Source organism: Chryseobacterium endophyticum, assembly GCF_056333165.1.
Window position 1 is genome coordinate 561,965 of the sequence record NZ_JBWGXE010000002.1, and the last position, 16,183, is coordinate 578,147.

General features: G+C 40.9%; 12 protein-coding genes. 8 read left to right on the forward strand and 4 right to left on the reverse strand.

What is annotated here, in order from left to right; translation table 11 throughout:
* The first annotated feature begins 7 nt into the window (after window positions 1-7).
* The 8 genes from AC0N32_RS06970 to AC0N32_RS07005 all read left to right on the forward strand — a co-directional run bounded on the left by AC0N32_RS06970 (window position 8) and on the right by AC0N32_RS07005 (window position 9,271).
* Window positions 8-1,885 (forward strand): type VI secretion system baseplate subunit TssF, encoded by a 1,878-nt coding sequence (locus AC0N32_RS06970; RefSeq protein WP_476393135.1) that lies wholly within the window; start codon window positions 8-10, stop codon window positions 1,883-1,885.
* 32 nt (window positions 1,886-1,917) lie between these two features.
* On the forward strand, window positions 1,918-2,844 hold the full coding sequence (locus AC0N32_RS06975; protein WP_476393136.1) for a DUF3829 domain-containing protein: 927 nt from the start codon (window positions 1,918-1,920) through the stop codon (window positions 2,842-2,844).
* A 191-nt stretch (window positions 2,845-3,035) separates the two neighbouring features.
* On the forward strand, window positions 3,036-5,867 hold the full coding sequence (uvrA, locus tag AC0N32_RS06980) for an excinuclease ABC subunit UvrA (protein WP_476393137.1): 2,832 nt from the start codon (window positions 3,036-3,038) through the stop codon (window positions 5,865-5,867).
* A 3-nt stretch (window positions 5,868-5,870) separates the two neighbouring features.
* Window positions 5,871-6,470, forward strand: coding sequence for a hypothetical protein (locus tag AC0N32_RS06985; RefSeq protein WP_476393138.1), 600 nt, complete (start codon window positions 5,871-5,873; stop codon window positions 6,468-6,470).
* A gap of 125 nt (window positions 6,471-6,595) precedes the next feature.
* On the forward strand, window positions 6,596-7,471 hold the full coding sequence (gene era, locus AC0N32_RS06990) for a GTPase Era (protein WP_294200278.1): 876 nt from the start codon (window positions 6,596-6,598) through the stop codon (window positions 7,469-7,471).
* A gap of 67 nt (window positions 7,472-7,538) precedes the next feature.
* Window positions 7,539-7,970, forward strand: coding sequence for a DoxX family protein (locus AC0N32_RS06995; RefSeq protein WP_476393139.1), 432 nt, complete (start codon window positions 7,539-7,541; stop codon window positions 7,968-7,970).
* Window positions 7,971-8,147: 177 nt separating this feature from the next.
* Complete coding sequence (locus AC0N32_RS07000) at window positions 8,148-8,726, forward strand: Crp/Fnr family transcriptional regulator (RefSeq protein ID WP_476393140.1); 579 nt, start codon at window positions 8,148-8,150, stop codon at window positions 8,724-8,726.
* A gap of 41 nt (window positions 8,727-8,767) precedes the next feature.
* A complete protein-coding gene (locus AC0N32_RS07005; RefSeq protein ID WP_476393141.1) occupies window positions 8,768-9,271 on the forward strand; it encodes an N-acetyltransferase family protein in 504 nt (167 codons plus the stop codon).
* Here the strand turns inward: AC0N32_RS07005 and AC0N32_RS07010 are convergent, their stop codons facing one another.
* The 4 genes from AC0N32_RS07010 to pdxR form a co-directional block, all read right to left on the reverse strand.
* Window positions 9,272-11,719: a ligase-associated DNA damage response DEXH box helicase gene (locus AC0N32_RS07010; protein WP_476393142.1), complete on the reverse strand. Its 2,448-nt coding sequence runs from the start codon at window positions 11,717-11,719 to the stop codon at window positions 9,272-9,274.
* A gap of 169 nt (window positions 11,720-11,888) precedes the next feature.
* Entirely contained in the window at window positions 11,889-13,469 is a 1,581-nt protein-coding gene (locus AC0N32_RS07015; RefSeq protein WP_476393143.1) for an ATP-dependent DNA ligase, read from the reverse strand.
* A 133-nt stretch (window positions 13,470-13,602) separates the two neighbouring features.
* Window positions 13,603-14,628, reverse strand: coding sequence for a ligase-associated DNA damage response exonuclease (locus AC0N32_RS07020; RefSeq protein WP_476393144.1), 1,026 nt, complete (start codon window positions 14,626-14,628; stop codon window positions 13,603-13,605).
* 52 nt (window positions 14,629-14,680) lie between these two features.
* Window positions 14,681-16,165, reverse strand: coding sequence for a MocR-like pyridoxine biosynthesis transcription factor PdxR (gene pdxR / locus AC0N32_RS07025; RefSeq protein WP_476393145.1), 1,485 nt, complete (start codon window positions 16,163-16,165; stop codon window positions 14,681-14,683).
* Window positions 16,166-16,183 lie beyond the last annotated feature (18 nt).

Sequence of the window (16,183 nt, forward strand, 5' to 3'; positions counted from 1 at the left end):
AGAATCTATGAATTTAGACCAGAATATTTATTCCAAGGAATCTGTAAAAGCGAGAATGCTTCAGAACGCCACCAAAGTATGGGGACTGAAAAGCCCGCAGTCACTGGATCCTTTTGTGAAGCTGCTGATCGACGCTTTCAGCACCGAAGTATTTAAAGCCAATAACGAAATACAGACCGTTAATGCCAGGATCCTGGAAAAGCTGGCGAAACTGTTGACGCCATCTATTTATACCCATCCGGTTCCGGCGCATGCCATTGCTTTTACGTTACCTGACGAATCTTCGGAGATCCTGCTGGAGCATACCGAGTTTTTCTTCAGGAAACACATGACTTCCACGATAAAATCGGAATCCGACAAACAGATCAATATTCCGTTTACCCCTGTGGGAAATGTAAGGATCAATAAAATTCAGACTGCCGTGATGTTCGTGGGAAATACCTGCTACAGCATTGACGAACGGCTTAATAAAATCCCGATTGCCCGATTCCAGGGAAGACCGGAAGATTACCGAAAGGTGACCATCGGTATCGACGTCACCAAGTATTCGCAGGAAAACTTCCCGAAGTATGTCAGCATTTACTGCTCCAATCCGGCATTTGAGCATCTTGATTTTACGTACAAGCTGTTGCCGTACATTACCGTGACCAGCAATGGAAACCCTCTGTTTATCAAGGAAGGTTTAACGTATTATAAAAATAAAGAAACGGAAGGGTACGAGCAGATCTTTTACGAGCAGTCTATCCGGAATAAGATCATCGAAGACGTAAAGAGCATCTACAGCCATAAATTTATAGAAGTAAGCGGAATCTCAAATTCCCTGTTCTCGGAGCCGGGCGTATTGCCTGAAAACTTAAGTTTCGTCGATTACAAGGAAGAGATCATGAAACATATAGACGGCAAACGTTATCTGTGGCTTACTTTTGAATTTCCTCCGCAGTTTTCGGCAGAGATCCTGGATAATTTTTCTTTTGTTTTAAATGCTTTTCCGATCTATAACCGCGGCTGGAAAAAAACTGAATACAGCCTCGATATCATGGGAAACAACATTCCGCTGGTGACCGATGAAGGGGAGCATTTCCTGTATGTCGATGAAGTGCAGGACGGCGACGGAAGAAAGTATACAGAAATCCCTTTCACCCCGAACGATGATCTTAAAAAAGGATTATATACGGTAAGGAAAGGCGGCATGGAACGCTTCACCAACAGGAACGCCGTCGATATGATCGCCAATGTACTGGAACTTACCCGGGATGAAATTGCTGCTTTCTCATTGCTCAACAGGGATAATGTAAAAGGCTTGCTGAGTGAAATGTCCGATAAAATGAAATCGATGGTTCAGAAAGTAAACAACGCCAGAAGAACCGTGAAACAGGAACTCAACTATGTCATTATGGAACCTGTTGAAAAAACAGATCACACCTACGCATCATTCTGGATCACGCACTGCACACTGGCCAATCACATGCGCCCCGGAACAGAGCTGTCTAACCAGCTGAAATCGCAGGTTCTTGTCCTTCTTACGGAAACCATCGGCGGGGCCGAAGAGCAAAGAGGAACCGATAGCATCCAGGCTTATAAATACGCACTGACGACAAGAGATAAGATCATCTCTCTCGAAGATGTAAAAAATTACTGCAGAATGGTGCTGAAAGAAGAACTGAAAGAAGTTCGGGTAAAACGCGGAACCATGATCAGCAACAAACCTAAAGAAGGCTTCATCAGAACCGTGGAAGTCGAGATTATCCCGAACAATTATTCTTTCTATGGAAGGGTGTACTGGGAAAATATGGCTAATATTCTCCGCAATCAAATTATTTTAAAGGCTATCGACGGCATAGAATACCTGGTGAAGGTAACCAACGAAGACACCGATTTTTCCTGATAAATAAAACAGAAAAATACCAACTATATAATATGAGAAAAACAATGATGATCGCACTTGCCTTATCGGTAAGTGTGACGGCAGTAAGCTGCAAAAAAGGTCTTGATAAAATTGAAAACGCAGTAACAAAGGCGGGTGAGGACCAGTCCCAGGCTGTTATTGATTTTAACAACAACTTCCTGGAATCGTACAAAAGCAGCTCGCGGCATGTGGAGAATATCGTGCAATACGCTGAAGCCGCTGTAAAAAAATCGCAGGGAGAGACCGTTTACAGCATGCCACTGGTGATTAACTCAATGGATTATTCTTTAAGCAAAATCAAAGGCGTTCCTTCCGGTTTTGACAGTGAGCAAAAGCTGATAGAAACCGAGCTCAATACCTATAAAGCTAAAAAGGAAAGCCTTGAGAAAAAATATGAAGAACTGAAATCCTACATCACTTCCGAAGATTACAAAGACGATAAGGGCGCAAAAGCTCTGGCTTTACAGAAGGAAATCGAAACTGAAGCAAAAGCATTTTTTGCCACCGGTGAAAACATCCTGGCCAAGATAAAACCGGCCACCGAAGCCGCCGAAGAAGTGATCTTAAAAGACCATCCGCTGAAAGATTATATCGTATCTTCAAAATCGGTGATGAACGATCTCGATGCCGTAATGGATGTCCTTGACAAACAATACGCCAAAGGCTTTAATGAAGCGGAAGCACAGAAGAAGTACGACGAACTGGAGAAAGCAGTGGAGGCAAATACCAAAAAAGAATTTACAGCAAGCGGACAGCAATATGCATATAAGAAAAGCCTGTTTGAAAACTTCAATAAGAATGCAACCGAATTCCTTGATAAATACAGGAAACTGATCAGAGATTCGAAATCGACCAAACAGATCCCGGACAGCAACCTCCAGGAGATCAGTTCGGCTTACGACTCCGTTCTGAATTCTTACAATTCTTTTGTACAGTAATAAGTTTTATCTAAAATAACAGATGATATACCGGTGAATCCTTCGCCGGTATTTTTTTTGTAATAAAACTACTTTAAACTGAAATCACGCGACAAATACCGCAAATAATCTAACATTTTTTAGGACAGGAAATTCCATAAAAATTCCGTAATTTTGCACATCGTGATTTTCATGTAAAATCATCCCAAATTATGAGTAAATCAACAGAATATATTGAAGTTTACGGAGCCCGTGAGCACAATCTTAAAAACATCAATGTTAAAATTCCGCGCAATGAACTGGTCGTTATTACCGGACTTTCGGGAAGCGGGAAATCTTCACTTGCTTTTGATACTATTTTTGCGGAAGGCCAGCGTCGTTATATCGAAACGTTTTCGGCCTATGCCAGGCAATTCTTAGGCGGGCTGGAGCGTCCTGATGTGGATAAAATCGAGGGACTTTCACCGGTGATCGCCATTGAACAGAAAACGACCAACAAGAACCCACGGTCAACCGTAGGAACGGTTACAGAACTGTATGACTTCCTCCGTCTTCTATTTGCCCGGGTATCGGACGCCTATTCTCAGACGTCCGGGAAAAAGCTGGTAAGCTACACCGAAGAACAGATCCTGGAGACGATTAAAAAAAATTATAAAGGGGAGAAAATCATGCTGATGGCGCCGGTGGTAAGATCAAGAAAAGGGCATTACCACGAGCTTTTTGTGCAGATGGCTAAAAAAGGATACGGCCAGGCAAGAATCGACGGTGAGCTGCAGGATATTGAATACGACCTGAAACTTGACCGTTATAAAACCCACGATATCGACATCGTAATCGACCGCTGGATCATAGGGGAAAGCGCTTCAGAAGCAAGAATGGAAAAATCATTGCGCACCGCGATGGAAATGGGGGAAGGCCTCATCGGAATTCAGAAGCTGGGAAGCACGGATATTGAATATTTCTCCAAAAATCTCATGGATCCTGAAACCGGCCATTCACTTGCTTTACCCGAGCCTAATACGTTTTCATTCAACTCTCCGAAAGGCAGCTGCCCGAGCTGTAAAGGACTTGGAACGATCAAGAAGATCAACACCGATCACTTTGTTGAAAATCCGAAACTTTCCATCAACCAGGGTGGGTTGTTACCGCTGGAAGATATTAAGTCCAACAAATGGATCCTTTCCCAGATCAAAAACATTCTTGAGGTTTTCGGGCTTGGACTGGCCACTCCGTTTAAAGATATTCCTGAAGAAGCGCTGGATTACATTTACAACGGATGCAATAAAGAATTTAATAAAGACCTTAAATACGCAGGCATAACCAAAAAGATAAAGATCAGCTTCGACGGGCTTATTGCTTTTATGGAAGAGATCATCGAGGAGAGAGAGTCTTATGAAGCGATTTTGCTTGAAAGGCATTTCACCACTGAAGAAACCTGCCCGGAATGTAAAGGCACCCGTCTTCAGCCTTCAAGTTTAAGCTTTAAAATAGACGGTAAAAATATTGCGGAGGTCAATGCTTTAAGTTTAATTGATCTAAAAGACTGGCTTGCCGAAATCAAAGATAAGTTTTCTGAGAAAAACGCCATCATTGCTCATGAGATCTTAAAGGAAATCGAGACAAGGCTGCAGTTCCTGCTGGATGTCGGTCTGGATTACCTGAGCCTCAGCAGAAGTTCAAAAACACTTTCGGGAGGCGAATCCCAGAGGATCCGTCTGGCTACGCAGATCGGTTCGCAGCTGGTTAATGTCCTGTATATCTTGGATGAACCCAGTATCGGACTGCACCAAAGAGATAATGAGCGACTGATCAATTCATTAAAAAATCTTCGTGATATCGGGAATTCCGTTTTGGTGGTTGAGCATGACAAAGACATGATTATGGAAGCCGATGAGGTACTGGATATCGGTCCGAGAGCAGGGAAGTTCGGAGGGGAAATTCTCTGGCAGGGAAAGCCTAAGGATCTTTTGAAAGCAGATACCATCACGGCACAATATATTAACGGAAAAAGAAAAATCGAGATTCCAGCCGAAAGACGCAAAGGAAACGGAAAAAATATCGTTTTGAAAGGTGCTTCCGGAAATAATCTTAAAAATGTAAATCTCAATATTCCCTTAGGAAAGCTTGTTGTGGTAACCGGAATTTCCGGAAGCGGCAAATCTTCACTGATCAACGGAACATTGTATCCGATTCTGAATAAGCATTTTTACAGAGCGGTTCAGGAACCTTTGCCTTATAAAAAAATCGAAGGCCTTGAAAATATCGATAAAATTGTGGATGTAGACCAGACGCCGATCGGCAGAACCCCAAGATCGAATCCCGCCACCTACACCGGAATGTTTACGGATATCCGCAATCTTTTCGCAGAGCTTCCTGAAAGTAAGATCCGCGGCTACAAACCCGGAAGATTTTCGTTCAACGTTAAAGGCGGAAGATGTGAAACCTGCCAGGGAGGCGGTTTAAAGGTTATTGAAATGAATTTCCTGCCGGATGTTTATGTTCACTGCGAAACCTGCAACGGGAAACGCTTTAACCGAGAAACGCTTGAGGTCCGCTACAAAGGAAAATCGATCTCGGATGTTCTGGATATGACGATTGATGAAGCGGTAGAGTTCTTCCAGCCGATTCCTAAAATTTATGCCCGTGTGAAAACGCTGCACGATGTCGGTTTAGGATATATCACTCTCGGACAGCAGTCAACCACACTTTCCGGAGGGGAAGCACAGCGTATCAAGCTGGCTACAGAACTCGCCAAAAGACAAACCGGAAACACCTTATATATTCTTGACGAACCGACAACCGGGCTTCATTTTGAGGATGTAAAGATTCTTATGGATGCCATTAACCAATTGGTGGAATTAGGAAATTCTTTCATCATTATTGAACATAATATGGATGTCATTAAAATGGCCGACCACATCATCGACGTCGGTCCGGAAGGCGGAAAACATGGCGGACAGATCGTTGCCCAGGGAACACCGGAAGAAATCGTAAAGTCGAAGAAGAGCCTGACAGGAGAGTTTTTGAAAAGGGAATTGGAGTAAGAAATGAACAGATTAGAACAGAAAGACGGCCGAAACAAAAAATATTTTGAGATCCGGGAAGACGGAGTTTTTGTAAGAACATTATTTGCCAAAGAACTGAACGAATACAAAATTCATTTTAATGATATTCAGCTTGATGAATCGGTGTTCAGAAAAGCAAAAGATCCTATCCTGATCGGAATTGTAGTTTCCGTTCTTTTAAATTCTATTTTGCTGACCATTTTTATTAACGAAAGTTACAATCTGTCTTACACAACAGGAATGATTGTTTTCATTGTTACGATGATTCCTTGCTTAGTTATAACGGCTATATGCAATAATGAATTTAGAAGAGAAAACTCTAAAAGCCTTGCTGCCCCCAAACCTATCATTTTTTCTTACAATAAAAAACAGATGCCGGAAGTTGATTCCTTTATTTTAAAAATTAAAGAAGCCAGGAAAGACTATTATCTGAAAACATATTATAAAGTAGATAATTTAATTCCGTCACAGGTACAGATTTCGCGAATTCACTGGCTTTATGAAAATGATTATATTACGGAGAGCGACGCAAAATTTATTATTGAGGAGATTAACCATAAGAGGATTATTGAAGGATTATAATGGTTAAAAGTCCGGAAATAATATATGCTTTTATACTCAAACCCCGAAGGCTTATCATTTAAATCTCGAGAATAGGCCGAAAGACCAGATTTGTTTTAGTAACTTTGCAGCTCAATATAATTTTTATGCACAAAGCAGGATTTGTAAATATCGTCGGGAAGCCGAATGCCGGAAAATCAACCTTACTGAATCAGTTGATGGGAGAGAAGCTGGCCATTGTTACCCAGAAAGCACAGACCACACGCCACAGGATTTTTGGAATTTATAATGAAGAAGATTTACAGATTGTATTTTCTGACACACCGGGAGTTTTGGATCCCAAATACGGTTTGCAGGAAAAAATGATGGACTTCGTGAAAGATTCTCTTCAGGATGCCGATGTTTTCCTGTTTATTGTAGATGTTACCGACAAAGCCGAACCTTCAGAATTTTTAATTGATAAACTCAATAAAATCCCGGTACCGGTTTTATTGCTTCTGAACAAAGTAGACCAAACCAACCAGGAAGGTCTTGAAAAGCTGGTTGAGACCTGGCATGAGAGAATCCCAAAAGCGGAGATTCTTCCGATTTCGGCCCTAAATGCTTTTAATACAGACATTATTTTACCTAAGATAAAATCATTACTCCCTGAAAATCCGCCTTACTACGATAAAGATCAGTATACGGATAAGCCGGAAAGATTTTTTGTGAATGAAGCCATCCGCGAGAAAATCCTTTTGAATTACGAAAAAGAAATTCCGTATTCGGTAGAGGTTGTGACGGAGCAATTCAAGGAAAAAGAAGGAATTATTTTCATCGACTCTATCATTTATGTGGAAAGAGATACGCAGAAAGGAATCATTATTGGCCATAAAGGCGAGGCCATCAAAAAAGTAGGAACGGAATCCAGACTTGATCTTGAAAAGTTTTTCAACAAGAAAATTCACCTAAACCTTTTTGTGAAAGTAAAAAAAGACTGGCGAAAAAACGACAGAGATCTGAAGAATTTCGGCTACCGATAGACTAAATAACGCTGAAAAGCCGTTGTATTAAAAGATTTTCATTATATTTAATTTAAATTTTAACTTAATGAATTACTTGAACCGTACACATTCGAATTCAGTTTTTAAAGATATTATTTTATTGGCCGTGAGGGTATTTATCGGGTTTGCGATGTTATCTCACGGATTTCCTAAACTTCAAATGCTGCTCGAAGGCGGTGATATCAAATTCTATGATTTTTTAGGAATGGGACCGACTGTATCTTTAACGCTTACGGTTTTTGCAGAATTTGTGTGTTCAATTCTTCTTATTTTAGGACTTTTTACCAGATTAGCTTTAGGATTTCTGATCTTTACGATGATCATCGCAGGCTTTTTTGTTCACGGAGCCGATCCTTTTGAAAAACGCGAAATGAGCCTGGTCTACCTTTCGGTATATCTCCTTCTGATAGCCTTTGGAGCCGGAAAAATTTCTGTCGATTATATGATCGAAAAACGCAAAAGAGCCAGTGACTGGTAAATAATACATACAAGCAGCAGTTTTGCTGCTTTTTTCTTTGCCGTAATGATTTCACAAAAGATAAAAATTTCCCGAGTAAGATAAATGATCGAAAACGCGGTATTGATTGAATTCATAACAAGTTTAAATTAGATTTTGTAATTTCAGGATTCAAAATTAATCACCAAACCAAATCCTATGCTGAGAACCAATCCATCATTTTCAGACTATTTTGATAAGCTGTACCATAAGAAGTCTTACAAAGAAAATATTACGTTGACCGCTTACGGTAAAGGTGATAAAATCTTCATTCAAAATGAAATACCCAGTGAAATAATGCTCATCAGAACAGGTATTACCAAATGTTATTTTGTGGAAGAAAATAATAAGGAATACATTGTCGAGTTTCTCGGTAAAGGTGAAATAATCGGTGAAATTGAAGTCATAAAAAATATTCCATGCCTGTGTACCATAGAAGCCATGACGGAAGTGACCGTTTATTCTATGCCGGCACCGTATTTTAGGACTTTACTTAAAAATGAACTAAAGCTGAATCGTTTTCTGCTCGCTGTTTTTGCAGATCGTATCATAAATACTTCAAGCCGGGCGTCTTACCAGAAGCTCAGGAGTACGGAACATACGCACAGTCAATTTCTGGAATTAAAATCCAAAGAAATGGAAATCTCAAAAGAACACATGGCCGCTTATCTGGGAATTACGGTTAAAAATTTAAACAAAACCCTCGACAAAATCAAAGAAAACAACAGTGAAGAATAGAAAAATCTTTGGGTATATTTGCAAATAAATGCCGTCGCTTTATGGAAGAACTGTCATTCAGAAATGCATTACCTGAAGATTTGCCTAAAATCGTTGAAATTTACAATTCTACCATCCCTTCAAGAATGGTCACTGCCGATACTGAAGCCGTTTCCGTTGAAAGTAGAATCCCGTGGTTTAAAGAGCATCATCCTGAAACCCGACCGCTCTGGATGGTTGAAGATGCTGAAAAAAACGTTCTGGGTTGGGTAAGTTTTTCTTCATTTTACGGCCGCCCGGCATATAACGGTACGGTAGAAGTCAGCATTTATATGGACGAAAGCTGCCGCGGAAAAGGTTTCGGCAAGAAAGTTCTGCAATATTGCATTGAGAATGCGAATAATTTCGGTATTAAAACACTGCTGGGATTCATATTCCTGCACAATGAGCCGAGTTTAAAGCTTTTCAGGCATTTCGGATTTGAAGATTGGGGAATTTTCCCCGATGTTGCCGTTTTAGATGGAATAGAAAGAACTTTAATCATCCTGGGCAAAAAGATCAACTGATTATCTTGCTTTTTTAGCCTGTTCCACCAGACGTTTGATTCTGGAATCCAGGTCTTCGCTGGAAAGGGTCTGACGGAGGCTGTCTACCTTGATCGGGAAACTGAGCGGTGTAAATGAATTGGCCGATTTCAGAATAATTTTTGATTTTTCAATTCTTTTAAAAGCTTCCACAAGCCGCTGTTCCTGAAGCTGCATATTAAAAACCTCCGTGTAGGCCTGACGCACGAGAAAATTTTCCGGATCATAATCTTCCAGTACTTTAAAAATCAATCCTGCAGAACTCTGCAAAGATTTGTTGGACCTCTGCTGTCCCGGGAAATTCTGAATTACCATCCCGGAGATCACCGCAATATCCCGGAATTTCCTTCTGGCCATCTCTGCCGCATTGATGCTTGAAATAACATCCGTCATCAGATTCTCACGGGTCAAGATCTGTTCTAAATTATCTTCATAGAGCGGAATTTCTTTATCGCTGAAAAGTTCAAAACCATAATCATTCATCGCCATTGAAAATGAAATCGGGGCCAGTTTTGAAATCCTGTAAGCAATTAAAGCTGCCATCACCTCATGTACCAGACGTCCTTCGAAAGGATACATAAAAAGATGGTAGCCTTCGCGGTTTTTAATCAATTCCACCAAAAATTCATTTTCCTCAGGAATATGGGAACGTTCCTCCTGATTCGCGAGTAAGGGATGCAGAAATTTAAGTTCCTTTTCAGAAGACTTCGGATTGAGCGCACCGGATAATTTTTCTCTTAAAAACTGGCCGAGATTCGAACTCAGCGGAAGTCTTCCTCCCAGATAGCTTGGTGCAAAAGCTTTTCCCTTGGATGCTCTTACGAAAACGGTCATGTCTTTGATCATCGCTACTTCCAGGACACGGCCGGCAAGGATGAATTTATCTTCTTTCTTTAACCTTGATATAAAATATTCTTCCACCATCCCGATATAGCCTCCGGAAATAAATTTCACTTTCAGCATGGCATCACTTACAATCACTCCCATATTCATGCGGTGAAGCATGGCAATTCTGCGTGACGTCACTTTGTAGAGGCCATCTTCTCCGATGACGATTTTGTGAAATTCTTCATAGCTTTTTAATGCTTTTCCGCCAATCGTCAAAAAGTCCAGGATATTTTTCCATTCATCTTCAGTCATTTCCTGAAAAGCAAATGTTTCTTTAATTCTGGGATACATTTCTTCGGGATAAAACCCTTCTCCGATCGCCAGTGTCATCAGAAACTGCACAAGAACATCGAAGCACAAAATCTGAGGATCGCGGGGTTCAATGACATTATTTTTAACAGCTTCCTTCAATGCGGAAACCTCGATTAATTCTAATGAATGGGTAGGAACACAATAAATTTTGGACGTCTCAAAAGGGGAGTGTCCACTTCGCCCTGCCCGCTGCAGGAAACGCGCGACCCCTTTCGCAGAACCGATCTGAATAACGGTATCCACCGGCTTAAAATCAATACCAAGATCAAGAGATGAGGTAGATACTACAGCTTTCAGTTTACCGTTGCTGAGATTTTCTTCAATCCAGATCCTTAAATGCGCATCAATAGAGCTGTGATGAATGGCAATCTGACCTGCAAAATCCGGATACGCGTTCAGCAATAGCTGGTACCACATTTCACTCTGGCTTCTGGTATTGGTAAAAACAATGGTAGAATTTGAATTTAAAATGATAGGAACTACTTTATCGGCCAGCTTATGTCCGAGATGTCCTGCCCAGGGCAAAATTTCCACTTCATCCGGAAAGACGGAGAGAATATCGATCTTTTTCTTTTCCCTGGCGGTGATTTTTGTTTTTTTAATGTCATAGGGAATGAGAACCTCCATTGCTTCATCCAGATTACCAATGGTCGCAGTAATTCCCCATATTTTTATTTTAGGAACATATTTCCGGAGCTGGCAGATACCCAGCTCTACCATAACTCCTCTTTTTGACCCCAGTAATTCATGCCATTCGTCAATGATGATTGCCTGCAAACTTGTAAAAAACCGCTGGTGATTTTTCTGTCCGAGAAGAAGATGAAGGCTTTCAGGGGTCGCCACGAGAATATCGGGCATATTTTTCACCTGCTGCTGCCGGACTTTGGGATCCGTGTCGCCGTTCCTTACCCCGACTGCCCAATCGAGTCCGATCTCGTCAATAGCTTCCTGCATGGCTTTGGCAATATCTTTTGAAAGAGACCGAAGCGGCGTGATCCAGATCATTTTCAGGCCTTTTTTGTATTTTTCGGGATGGTTCAGAAAATCGGAAATCAGGGCTAAAAATACAGAATAGGTTTTCCCGAAACCTGTCGGTGCAACAACCATTCCGCTATAGCCGGTTCCAAATTTCCGCCATGTATCGATCTGAAATTTAAATGGTGAAATACCTTTATCCATCATCCAGTTCTGGATGATTTGATAGCCGTTGGTATTTTCGAATGCAGTCAAATTGATTTGAATTTAGATAAAAGCTAAATCGATCTTTAATTAAGAAAAATCTTACTGGTATATATCAATTTTTTAACCAAAACTTCTTACTGCAGAAATTTAAATCGAAAGAATTTTTGATGGTGAAATTGATTTAAGAAGCCGAATACAAGATGAATCAGATTAAAAATTATTGTATCAGTTTTTTAATCTCCTCAATATCATCGATCTCATCGACCGTTTTATCTTTTCGCCATCTTAAAATTCTGGGGAAACGAAGTGCCACACCGCTTTTATGACGATTGCTGAAGCCTATGCCTTCAAAAGCAATTTCAAAAACAAGTTCAGCTTTCACGGTACGAACCGGCCCGAATTTTTCGATAGCATTTTTATTGACGAATTTGCTGACTTCCATAATTTCTTTATCCGTTAATCCTGAATAAGCCTTGGCAATGGTGACCAGTTTATCTTCACTTTTTACCGCAAAAGTATAGTCAGTATAGTATGCACTGCGGCGTCCGCTGCCTTTTTGGGCATAAATGAGAACGGCATCAATGGTCAGAGGATTGATTTTCCATTTCCACCAGTCGCCTTTTTTTCTGCCGGAATGATATAGCGAGCTTTTCTGTTTTAGCATCAGCCCTTCACTGTTGATCGCTCTTGAATTTTCCCTGATCGCATCGAGCTCATTCCAATGGTTGAATTCAATGACGGTGGAGATTTTGATATTTTCAGTATTTTCATTTAACAACAATTCCTCAAGCATTGCCCGTCGTGCGGAGATCGGTTTTTCTCTCAGATCATTTCCCTCAAGCTCCAGCAGATCATAGGCAAAAACCTGGATCGGAATTTCTGAAAGCATTTTCTTCGTTAAAGTTTTCCTGTTCAGCCTTTTCTGTAACTCATTAAAATTTAAAACCTTATCATCCTTTACTGCAAGTATTTCTCCATCGATAACAAAGTTGCCTTTCATATTCTGAACGACATCTTTAATTTCCGGAAATTGTTCCGTAACCAGTTCTTCACCTCTTGACCAGATAAACACTTCATCATTTCTCCGGATGATCTGTCCGCGGATCCCGTCCCATTTGTATTCGATAAGCCATTCGTCCGGCTCGCCCAGTTCATCAAGCTCTTTTTCAAGCGGATACGCAAGGCAGAAAGGGTAGGGTTTTGAGTTGTCGGGGTTTATATTTTCAGCAGAAATCAGTTCGCGGAAAGAAGCTTCTTCCGGTTGCCATTTTCCCATAAGGCTGTGCATTAAAGTACTGGATTCCTGGTTGGTAAATTTGGTTAGAGCATTGATCAAAGTCTTATCTGAAACACCAATCCTGAAACTTCCGCCGAGTAATTTATTGAAAATCAAACGTTCCGTATAATCCAGCCCGTTCCATGAATGAAGTACGAAATCTTTTTTTTCAGCATCACTTTTACTTTTCAATCCAATAATTTCTTGCATCCATTCCGATAATGACCTTTCAATTTTCTGCACTGGCGGAGGAAGTATCAATGAAATGGTTTCACCCAGGTCGCCCACCGAAGAATAGCTCTCCTGAAACAGCCAGAAAGGAAGTCCGGTAATTTCCAGCGCCCACTCTTTCAGGTAATTGGTATTGACATTCCGCTTCGGTCTTTTCCCGGTGAAGAGAGCGATGAACCAAACTTTATCTTCGTCAGGCGCACGTTCAAGATAATCAATGATAGCATCGATTTTAGCATTGGTTTTGTTGGTGCTTTCCAGGGCGTTGATCAGTTCAGCAAAATGTTTCATAAATTTTCTGTAGCTTTTTTGGGCAGCTTATTCCGTCTTCCACTCCCGCTTCCTGGCCTGACTTTTCCCAAGGCATCAGGAGAGCTCCGTTCAAGCCGGGCTGCGTAGGACTGTGTTTCAAACAAAGTCGTCGTTATTGCTTTTCTTCCTTTATAATCTCTTTTTCGGTTTCCTCTTCGTCGTCATCTCCATAAAGTGTCTCCACTACATCCGACTGTATTCCTATTTCATTTAAATATTTAGAGAAAACTTCGGTCTGACCGTGGGTGACGTGTACCAATTCGGCCTCCGTGGCTTTTATGGCCTGCAGCAATCCTTTCCAGTCGGCATGATCACTCATGGCAAAGCCTGCATCAGCACTTCTCCATCTTCGTGCACCCCGCACCTGCATCCACCCGGAACAGATTGCGGTGGCAGCATTGGGGATTTTTTTTATCACATTGCTGTCGAGAAGCGCCGGCGGAACGATCACAATTTCATCCTGAAGATGTTTTACACTTTCCCTGAAATCGGGAACTTCGTAGTCAGGGAGGTCAATTCCCACATTTTCAAAAGCTTCATTCAGCTTACCGATCGAATAGTGAACATGGATTTTTCCCAGGCCTTCCACCGCCTTCATGATTCTTTGGGCTTTTCCTAAAGAATATCCGATGAATACCGATGTTTTCTGGTTTTCCTTGTTCCTCAGTACCCAATTCTGGAGATTTTTATTTAAATCATCCACTTCCAGCCAGTTATAAATAGGAAGACCGAAAGTGCTTTCCGTAACGAATTCATTACATTTTACCAGTTCAAAAGGGGTACTCAGTCCGTCATCCTGAACCTTGTAATCACCGGAAACCACACTTACGTATCCTTTGTATTCCAGACGGATCTGGGCAGAACCGATAATGTGGCCTGCCGGATGAAAAGATACTTTTACCCCATTGATATTGATAGTCTCACCGTATTCAACGCTCTGGCATTCGATATCCTCACTGATTCTTTTGTATAAGATAGGCTTGGTAAAGTGATGACAGAGATATTTTTTCATTCCCCAGCGGGCATGGTCGGCATGTCCATGGGTGATGACTGCGAGATCCACAGGCCTCCAGGGATCAATATAGAATTTTCCCCGGGGACAATATATTCCTTTGTTTGTAAATGTGATTAATTTCAATGGTGTAAGGATTTAACAGATATATTCAAAAATCCAACCAAAAATTTTTATCTCATTCAGAAATACTTTTACTGTGATATGAAAGAATTTCAACCGATTTTACCATTTCATCATGATTAAGATTTCCAAAACCTAACCGAATCGCTGTAAGATTACGGTTCTGATAAAGTAAGGTTTTCGGAATAAAAAGATTATCCTGAATACAGAGCCTGGAAAGCTGCATCAGGTTTACAGGAACTTTCCATTCTGTCCACACCGCTAATCCTCCGGAAGGGATTTTGAAATCTATAAATTCGCTTAAATGCTCCCGAAGCAGAGAAGAAAAATAATCCCGCCGTTCTTTGTAGATTTTAAGAGATTTCTTGAGATAGCGGTTGATTTCTCCTTCAGCGATCAATTCACCCAGTACATGTTCCATTAAAATATCGCCCTGACGGTCTATGATGCCTAGGTATTTTCGCATTTCAGCCATTATATTTTCAGGGGCCACGATAAAACCGGTACGAAACCCCGGGGCCAGGGACTTTCCAAAAGATCCTATATAAATCACCATTCCTTCGGTATCGGCGCTTGCGAGGGGCAGAATCGGGCTTTTATCATAATGGAAATCATAATCGTAATCATCTTCGAGAATGACAAATCCGTACTGTTCGGCAAGATTTAATAATTCAAGTCGTCTTGCTGCACTTAAAGTAACGGTGGTAGGATAGTGGTGATGAGGCGTAAGGTACAGCATCCTGATTTTCTGCCTTTCACAAATTTTCCGGACTTCATCAACGTTGATTCCGTCTTCATCAATGGGTACTGTTTTAATCTTAACGCCCGTCCGCTGAAAGATCATATTAACTGAAAAATAGCTAAGCTCACCCACCAAAACAGTGTCTCCCTGAGACAAAAGAATTTCAGAAACGATATAAATGCTCATCTCCGTACTTCTTGTGATAAGAAGATTATTTTTCGATATGGGCAAACCTCTTGATAAATTTAAATATTGTGAAAGATTTTGCTTAAAAAATTCACTTCCGTCGTGATTATACTGTCCGATTTTATGGGTTTTTCTTTTTAAAATAGAACTGTAAATCCGGGAATACTGATCAACCTGCGTCAGGCGGATATCCGGTGTTCCATCGTTGAAAATATATTCACACTGAGAATGTTCAAAAGGATTATCCAATATATTGGAGGTTTTAAAAGAAAATCCGGTCGCTTTTGGATAGTTTTCGAGATGAGTTTTTTTAAAATGTTTAATCTCAACAGATTGATTCTGATCTTTTCCGATAACGAATGTTCCTTTATTCGGAAAGCTTTCTACCCAGCCCTGAGCCAATAATTCATCATAAACGGATACAATGGTATTGCGGTGAACACTCAGGATCATGCTTAAAGCCCTGGTTCCCGGAAGCTTTGTTCCATACGGAAGAAATCCGCGCTGGATAGCATTAATCAACTGATTGGAAATCTGCATGTAAACAGGAACCTGAGAAGATCTGTCTATGATGATAAAACTTTGATAGGGAATTTTAACCGGACTATTCATTATCTTAAAACTGGCACC

Coding starts and splice junctions, on each gene's coding strand:
- AC0N32_RS06970 (WP_476393135.1), top strand. CDS start 8: ATGAATTTAGACCAGAATATTTATTCCAAGGAATCTGTAAAAGCGAGA.
- AC0N32_RS06975 (WP_476393136.1), top strand. CDS start 1,918: ATGAGAAAAACAATGATGATCGCACTTGCCTTATCGGTAAGTGTGACG.
- uvrA (WP_476393137.1), top strand. CDS start 3,036: ATGAGTAAATCAACAGAATATATTGAAGTTTACGGAGCCCGTGAGCAC.
- AC0N32_RS06985 (WP_476393138.1), top strand. CDS start 5,871: ATGAACAGATTAGAACAGAAAGACGGCCGAAACAAAAAATATTTTGAG.
- era (WP_294200278.1), top strand. CDS start 6,596: ATGCACAAAGCAGGATTTGTAAATATCGTCGGGAAGCCGAATGCCGGA.
- AC0N32_RS06995 (WP_476393139.1), top strand. CDS start 7,539: ATGAATTACTTGAACCGTACACATTCGAATTCAGTTTTTAAAGATATT.
- AC0N32_RS07000 (WP_476393140.1), top strand. CDS start 8,148: ATGCTGAGAACCAATCCATCATTTTCAGACTATTTTGATAAGCTGTAC.
- AC0N32_RS07005 (WP_476393141.1), top strand. CDS start 8,768: ATGGAAGAACTGTCATTCAGAAATGCATTACCTGAAGATTTGCCTAAA.
- AC0N32_RS07015 (WP_476393143.1), bottom strand. CDS start 13,469: ATGAAACATTTTGCTGAACTGATCAACGCCCTGGAAAGCACCAACAAA.
- pdxR (WP_476393145.1), bottom strand. CDS start 16,165: ATGAATAGTCCGGTTAAAATTCCCTATCAAAGTTTTATCATCATAGAC.